This is a genomic window from uncultured Cardiobacterium sp., from assembly GCF_938028185.1.
In the GTDB taxonomy this organism is placed as follows: domain Bacteria; phylum Pseudomonadota; class Gammaproteobacteria; order Cardiobacteriales; family Cardiobacteriaceae; genus Cardiobacterium.
In genome coordinates this window covers 1-5,562 of sequence record NZ_CALJAH010000424.1, presented here as the reverse complement: position 1 = coordinate 5,562, position 5,562 = coordinate 1, and the positions used below count along the sequence as shown (strand labels likewise).

The following is a 5,562-nucleotide window of genomic DNA, read 5'->3' as shown; positions in this document are numbered from 1 at the left end:
TTTCGGCTTGGCCTGGATAAGCTGCCATAGACTGAGTTTTTTGCTGATGTCGCCCTGGAGGTAGTGCTGGATTTCTTCGTCGCGCAGTTTGTCGGCGAAGTTCATTTCCAAAACACGGTAGGTATCCTGCGACAGTTGTTTCTCGCCCAACTCGCGGTAAGCGCGCGTCATCAGTGCCAGCGCGTAGGGTGTGCTCGGTGTCTGTTCATATTGTTCCAGCACGCCTTTGGCGCGGTTGACCGCCGCGATGTACGCGCCTTTACGCATATAGTAGTCGGCGATTTCCAGTTCGTGCTGGCCCAGCAGGTTTTTGATGAAGAGCATACGGAAACGCGCGTCTTCGGCGTATTCGCTTTGCGGGAAACGGCGCACCAGCTCGTCAAAGTAGTTGAACGCCTGCTTGAGCGGCTGCGGGTCGGTTTGCGCCATGTTGATCGGATTCAGACGGTCGAAGATACTGACGTCTTTTTCGTAGGCGAACACGCCACGCATATAGTAGGCGTAATCAATGTAGGGATGCTGCGGGTAGGTGCGGATGAAATTCTCAATTTCCGCCTGCGCTTTTTCGGTTTCGCCGTCGCGGTAGTAGGCGTAGGCGAGGTCAAGCGTTGCCTGTTGGGCGATGCGGCCAAAGGGGTAGCGGGCAAGCAGTTTGGTATAATATTTGCTGGCGCTACCGTAAGCGCCGTCATTCATTTCGGTTTTTGCGGTTTGGTAGAGTTTTTCCGCGCTCCAGTTGACCGTTTCGTCCTGTTCCATGGATGAACAGGCGAGTAACCCGCCCATCAGGCCAAAGCCGAGAACCCATTTTTGCACACGCTGCATTCGCTCGCTCCAATAGTTTGAAAAATCCGCATTATAGACGATGACCGCAGAACACCAGACGCTTTCTTGTGTCGCCGACGACGCCGTGCGCGGCTGGCGACTTGACCAATATCTCGCCCGCGTTTACCCGGAATATTCGCGCAGCCGCTGGCAGACAAGCATCAAGGGCGGACTGGTACAGCTCAACGGCAACCCCGCCCGCGCCAGGGACATGGTCTATCCGGGCGACCGCATCAGTGCGCGGATTGCCGTGGAAGTGGAGAATGACGCCCAATCGCAAGACATCCCGCTGACCGTCATCCACGCCGACGCCGACATCATCGTCATTGACAAGCCTGCCGGGCTGGTCGTCCATCCCGCTGCGGGCAACCCGGACGGCACCCTGCTCAACGCCCTGCTGCACCATTTCCCGGAAACGGCGCAACTGCCGCGCGGCGGCATTGTCCACCGCCTCGACAAGGACACCAGCGGCCTGCTCGTCGTCGCCCGCAACCTGCGCGCGCACGCCCACCTCGTCCGCCAACTGCAAGAGCGCACGATGGGGCGCACCTACCTCGCCCTCGTCCACCGCTACGTCACCGCCGGCGACACCATTGACCAGCCGCTGGGACGCCACCCGCGCGACCGCCTGAAAATGGCAATCCGCCCCGACGGCAAGCCCGCCATCACCCACTACCGCATCGAAGAGCGCTTCGGCGACGCTGCCACCCTGCTGCGCGTTTCCCTCGAAACCGGGCGCACCCACCAAATCCGCGTGCACATGGCGGCGCAACACTACCCGCTCGTCGGCGACCCGCTCTATGGCCTTGCCACCCCGCCCGGCAAAGGCATCCCGCCCGAAGTGCGGCAAACCCTGCTCGACTTCCCGCGTCAGGCACTGCACGCGACCGCGCTCACCTTGCACCATCCCGCTGACGACGAAGAAACCACCTTCGCCAGCCCGCTGCCTGCCGACCTGCAAACCCTGCTCACCGCGCTGCGCCCGCTTCAAACCCTCACATAAGCGCCAATCTCCGCGAGAAAATCCGGCGGCAACCGCTTCGGCCTGCGCCGCGCCGGGTCAAAGCAGACCAATTGCACCTGCGCCACCGCGCACAGCCGTTCCCCCTCGCGTATCTCGGCGTCCACCACCAGCGAGCTGCCGCGCACATCCTGCAACGCCGAATGCACCTCAACTGTCGCCGGATAGCACAACTCCGCCAGATAACGGCAGCGCGCCTCGGCCACGACCAGCATCGGCAAATCCGCCGCGCCGCAGGCCTCCTCAAACAGGGCAATCCGCGCCGACTCCAGATAACGCCAAAACAGCGCATGATTGACATGACCGTAGGCATCCATATCGCCCCAGCGCACCGCACACGAAAACACATGAAAAAACGCCGCCATTCACAAGCTCTCCACAAAAAACACCAGCAATAATAGCCCCTGCTTAACAAACTTTGCTACCATTGCCGCCGCAAACCTTTCAAACATCCAAGAGGACACAACCCTATGAACCTGCATGAATATCAGGCCAAAGCGCTCTTCCGTGCCTACGGCGTGGACACCCCGCGCGGCATACTCGCCCACAGCGCCGACGAAGCCGTCGCCGCCGCACAAGAACTGGGCGGCAGCGTCTGGGTCGTCAAGGCGCAAGTCCACGCGGGCGGGCGCGGCAAGGCGGGCGGCGTCAAAGTCGCCAAAAGCCTGGACGAAGTGCGCCAGTACGCCAGCCAAATGATTGGCAACACCCTGAAAACCAAACAAACCGGCGAAATTGGCCTGCCGATCAACATGGTTCTCATCGAAGAAGGCCTCAACATCGTCAAAGAACTCTACGTCTCCGCCGTCGTTGACCGCGCCAGCCGCCGCGTCTCCTTCATCGCCAGCGCCGAAGGCGGCATGGACATCGAAGAAGTCGCCGAAAAAAGCCCGGAAAAAATCCACAGCGCGGGCGTGAACCCCTCTGCCGGTTACTTCCCCTACATTGGCCGCCGCCTCGGCTTCGCGATGGGGCTGGACAAAAAACAGGTCGGCCAGCTTGCCAACCTGCTGCAAGGCCTCTACAACCTCTTCGTGGAAAAAGACCTGTCAATGGTCGAAATCAACCCGCTCATCGTCACCGGCGACGGCAAACTGCTGGCGCTTGATGCGAAAATCGGCGTCGATGACAACGCTCTCTACCGCCACAAAGACCTCGCCGAAATGCGCGACCCGACCCAGGAAGACGCGCGCGAAAACAAGGCACAAGAACTCGAACTCAACTACGTCGCCCTCGACGGCAACATCGGCTGCATGGTCAATGGCGCGGGGCTGGCAATGGCGACGATGGACATCGTCAAACTGCACGGCGGCGAACCGGCGAACTTCCTTGACGTCGGCGGCGGCGCGACCGCCGAGCGCGTCAAAGAAGCCTTCAAACTCATCCTCACCTCGCCCGAAGTCAAAAGCATCCTGGTGAACATCTTCGGCGGCATCGTCAGATGCGACCTCATCGCCGAAGGCATCATCAGCGCCGCCAAAGAAATCGACCTCAAAGTCCCAGTTGTTGCCCGCCTGCAAGGCACCAACGTCGAACTTGGCCGCAAAATGCTGGACGAAAGCGGCCTCGGCATCACCTCCGCCGACGACCTCACCGACGCCGCCAAAAAAGCCGTAGCCGCCGCCCAATAAAGGAACACCCCATGAGCATCTACATCAACAAAAACACCAAAGTCATCTGCCAGGGCTTTACCGGCTCACAAGGCACCTTCCACAGCGAACAGGCCATCGCCTACGGCACCCAACTCGTTGGCGGCGTCACCCCCGGCAAAGGCGGACAAAGCCACCTCGACCGCCCCGTCTTCAACAACTGCGCCGAAGCCGTCGCCGCGACAGGCGCGAACGCCTCGATGATCTTCGTCCCGCCCGCCTTTGCCGCCGACTCCATCCTCGAAGCAGTCGATGCGGGCATCGAAGTCATCGCCTGCATCACCGAAGGCATCCCGGTGCAGGATATGCTCAAAGTCAAAACCGCCATCAGCGGCACGGGCGTCCGCCTTATCGGGCCGAACTGCCCCGGCGTCATCACCCCCGGCGAATGCAAAATGGGCATCATGCCCGGCCACATCCACCAGCCGGGCGTGGTCGGCATCGTCTCCCGCTCCGGCACACTGACCTACGAAGCCGTGCACCAAACCACCGCCATCGGCCTCGGCCAGTCCACCTGCGTCGGCATCGGCGGCGACCCGATTAACGGCACCAGCTTCATTGACGTCCTCACCGCCTTCCAGGCCGACCCGCAAACCAAAGGCATCGTCATGGTTGGCGAAATCGGCGGCTCCGCCGAAGAAGAAGCGGCCGAATACATCAAGGCACACGTCAACAAACCCGTCGTCGCCTACATCGCGGGCGTCACCGCCCCGCCCGGCAAACGGATGGGACACGCGGGCGCGATTATCGCTGGCGGCAAAGGCACGGCAGCGGACAAATTCCGCGCGCTGGAAGCGGCAGGCGTTGCCACCGTCCGCTCCCCGGCAGACATTGGCGCGACCCTGAAACAACTGATGGGCGCTTGACCCGCCACCGCAAAAAGCCCGCTCCGGCGGGCTTTTTTACAACCATACCCCATTTACATACACCTTGAGCGCTCAGGTGTATGTAAATTTCCTGCCCCAGGACATCCCATGCACCCCGACGACTATCAAACCCTCATCCACGAAGCGGGCGCGCTTGACGAAAACGCCCGCCTGCTGCGGCTGTTTGACCTTGAACCCGTCCTTACCGCCGAGGCGGACAGCCCGCAAAAACACCGCGCCCTTGCCTACATTTACGAAGCGCTTGGCCGCTACCAGACCGCCTTTCAACACCAGCAAACCGCCTTTGACCGCAACAACCGCCATGACCGGCAAAATATCGTCCGCCTCAAAAACCTTGCCGGGGATTATGGCGACCGCTTCGCCGCCAAACGCCCGCTACGCATCACCGCCGAACTGAAAGCCGCGCTGCCACAGTTCAAATACTGCCCTGACCCGCTCGCTGCCAACATCTTCAAAACACAAGAAGAAGCCGTCACCTGCGACTGCTGCGACAAACCCACGCACATCTTTTACACCAACCCGTTTTACAGCCGGGCAAACATCAATGCCCTTTGCCCCGGCTGCATCAAAAGCGGCCGCGCCGCCGAAAAATATCACGGTGCATTCGTCGATAGCGGCAGCATCTCGCCGGACATCGCGCGGGAAAAACAGGACGAACTCTGCCACCGCACCCCGTCCTATGCGGGCTGGCAACAGGAACCGTGGCCGGATCACTGCGGTGATTACTGCGCCTTCATCGGCTATACCGGCTGGCGGGAACTGGAAGAACAAGGTCTTACTGACCGCATCGAATGGTATGGCTTCCATCAGCCCGACCCCGAATACCTGCCATACATCGAAGCACACGGCTCGATGGCAGGCTACCTTTTCCGCTGCCTGCATTGCGGCCAGCACGTCCTGTACGTGGACATGGACTGACCGCCACCCCGCGACACATGAAACCCCATGCACCCCATCCGCATCCTCACCGACGAAAACCTCCGCCACTACGCCCCCGCCGCGCTGTCCGCCACCGCGCCGCTCGTCCTCACCTGCCTCCAGCCGCACGAAGCCGATGCCGTCGCCGACGTTCATCTCCTCTCGCTGGACCGCACCGACTGGGAGCACGCCTTCAGCCCGTGGCCAGCGCCGCGTGCCTTCAAAAAAGCGCCGGATTTCAGCGGCGGCGCGACTGAAACCC

Annotated in this window: 6 protein-coding genes and 1 pseudogene; 5 read left to right on the top strand and 2 right to left on the bottom strand. The window is 61.3% G+C overall.

Annotated features, from left to right (window positions below):
- Positions 1–825, bottom strand: an 825-nt coding sequence (locus tag Q0349_RS12300; RefSeq protein WP_298081310.1) for an outer membrane protein assembly factor BamD, incomplete at its 3' end; no start/stop codon positions are given.
- Between the two features lie 40 nt (positions 826–865).
- Between Q0349_RS12300 and rluD the strand changes: the two genes are divergently transcribed.
- On the top strand, positions 866–1,828 hold the full coding sequence (gene rluD / locus Q0349_RS12295; protein WP_298081309.1) for a 23S rRNA pseudouridine(1911/1915/1917) synthase RluD: 963 nt from the start codon (positions 866–868) through the stop codon (positions 1,826–1,828).
- On the opposite strand, the gene Q0349_RS12290 is transcribed toward rluD, so the two are convergent.
- Positions 1,813–2,211, bottom strand: coding sequence for a thioesterase family protein (locus Q0349_RS12290; protein WP_298081308.1), 399 nt, complete (start codon positions 2,209–2,211; stop codon positions 1,813–1,815). The genes rluD and Q0349_RS12290 overlap by 16 nt on opposite strands.
- Before the next feature lie 105 nt (positions 2,212–2,316).
- On the opposite strand from Q0349_RS12290, the gene sucC reads away from it, so the two are divergent.
- The 4 genes and pseudogenes from sucC to Q0349_RS12270 form a co-directional block, all read left to right on the top strand.
- Positions 2,317–3,477, top strand: coding sequence for an ADP-forming succinate--CoA ligase subunit beta (gene sucC / locus Q0349_RS12285; RefSeq protein ID WP_298081307.1), 1,161 nt, complete (start codon positions 2,317–2,319; stop codon positions 3,475–3,477).
- 11 nt (positions 3,478–3,488) lie between these two features.
- On the top strand, positions 3,489–4,361 hold the full coding sequence (gene sucD, locus Q0349_RS12280) for a succinate--CoA ligase subunit alpha (protein WP_298081306.1): 873 nt from the start codon (positions 3,489–3,491) through the stop codon (positions 4,359–4,361).
- 108 nt (positions 4,362–4,469) lie between these two features.
- Positions 4,470–5,300 carry a CbrC family protein gene (locus Q0349_RS12275; RefSeq protein WP_298081305.1) on the top strand — a complete coding sequence of 277 codons (831 nt, stop codon included), beginning with the start codon at positions 4,470–4,472 and terminating at the stop codon, positions 5,298–5,300.
- Between the two features lie 27 nt (positions 5,301–5,327).
- A pseudogene (locus tag Q0349_RS12270) lies at positions 5,328–5,562 on the top strand (hypothetical protein); the annotation flags it as partial.

Coding starts and splice junctions, on each gene's coding strand:
- Q0349_RS12275 (WP_298081305.1), top strand. CDS start 4,470: ATGCACCCCGACGACTATCAAACCCTCATCCACGAAGCGGGCGCGCTT.
- rluD (WP_298081309.1), top strand. CDS start 866: ATGACCGCAGAACACCAGACGCTTTCTTGTGTCGCCGACGACGCCGTG.
- sucD (WP_298081306.1), top strand. CDS start 3,489: ATGAGCATCTACATCAACAAAAACACCAAAGTCATCTGCCAGGGCTTT.
- Q0349_RS12290 (WP_298081308.1), bottom strand. CDS start 2,211: ATGGCGGCGTTTTTTCATGTGTTTTCGTGTGCGGTGCGCTGGGGCGAT.
- sucC (WP_298081307.1), top strand. CDS start 2,317: ATGAACCTGCATGAATATCAGGCCAAAGCGCTCTTCCGTGCCTACGGC.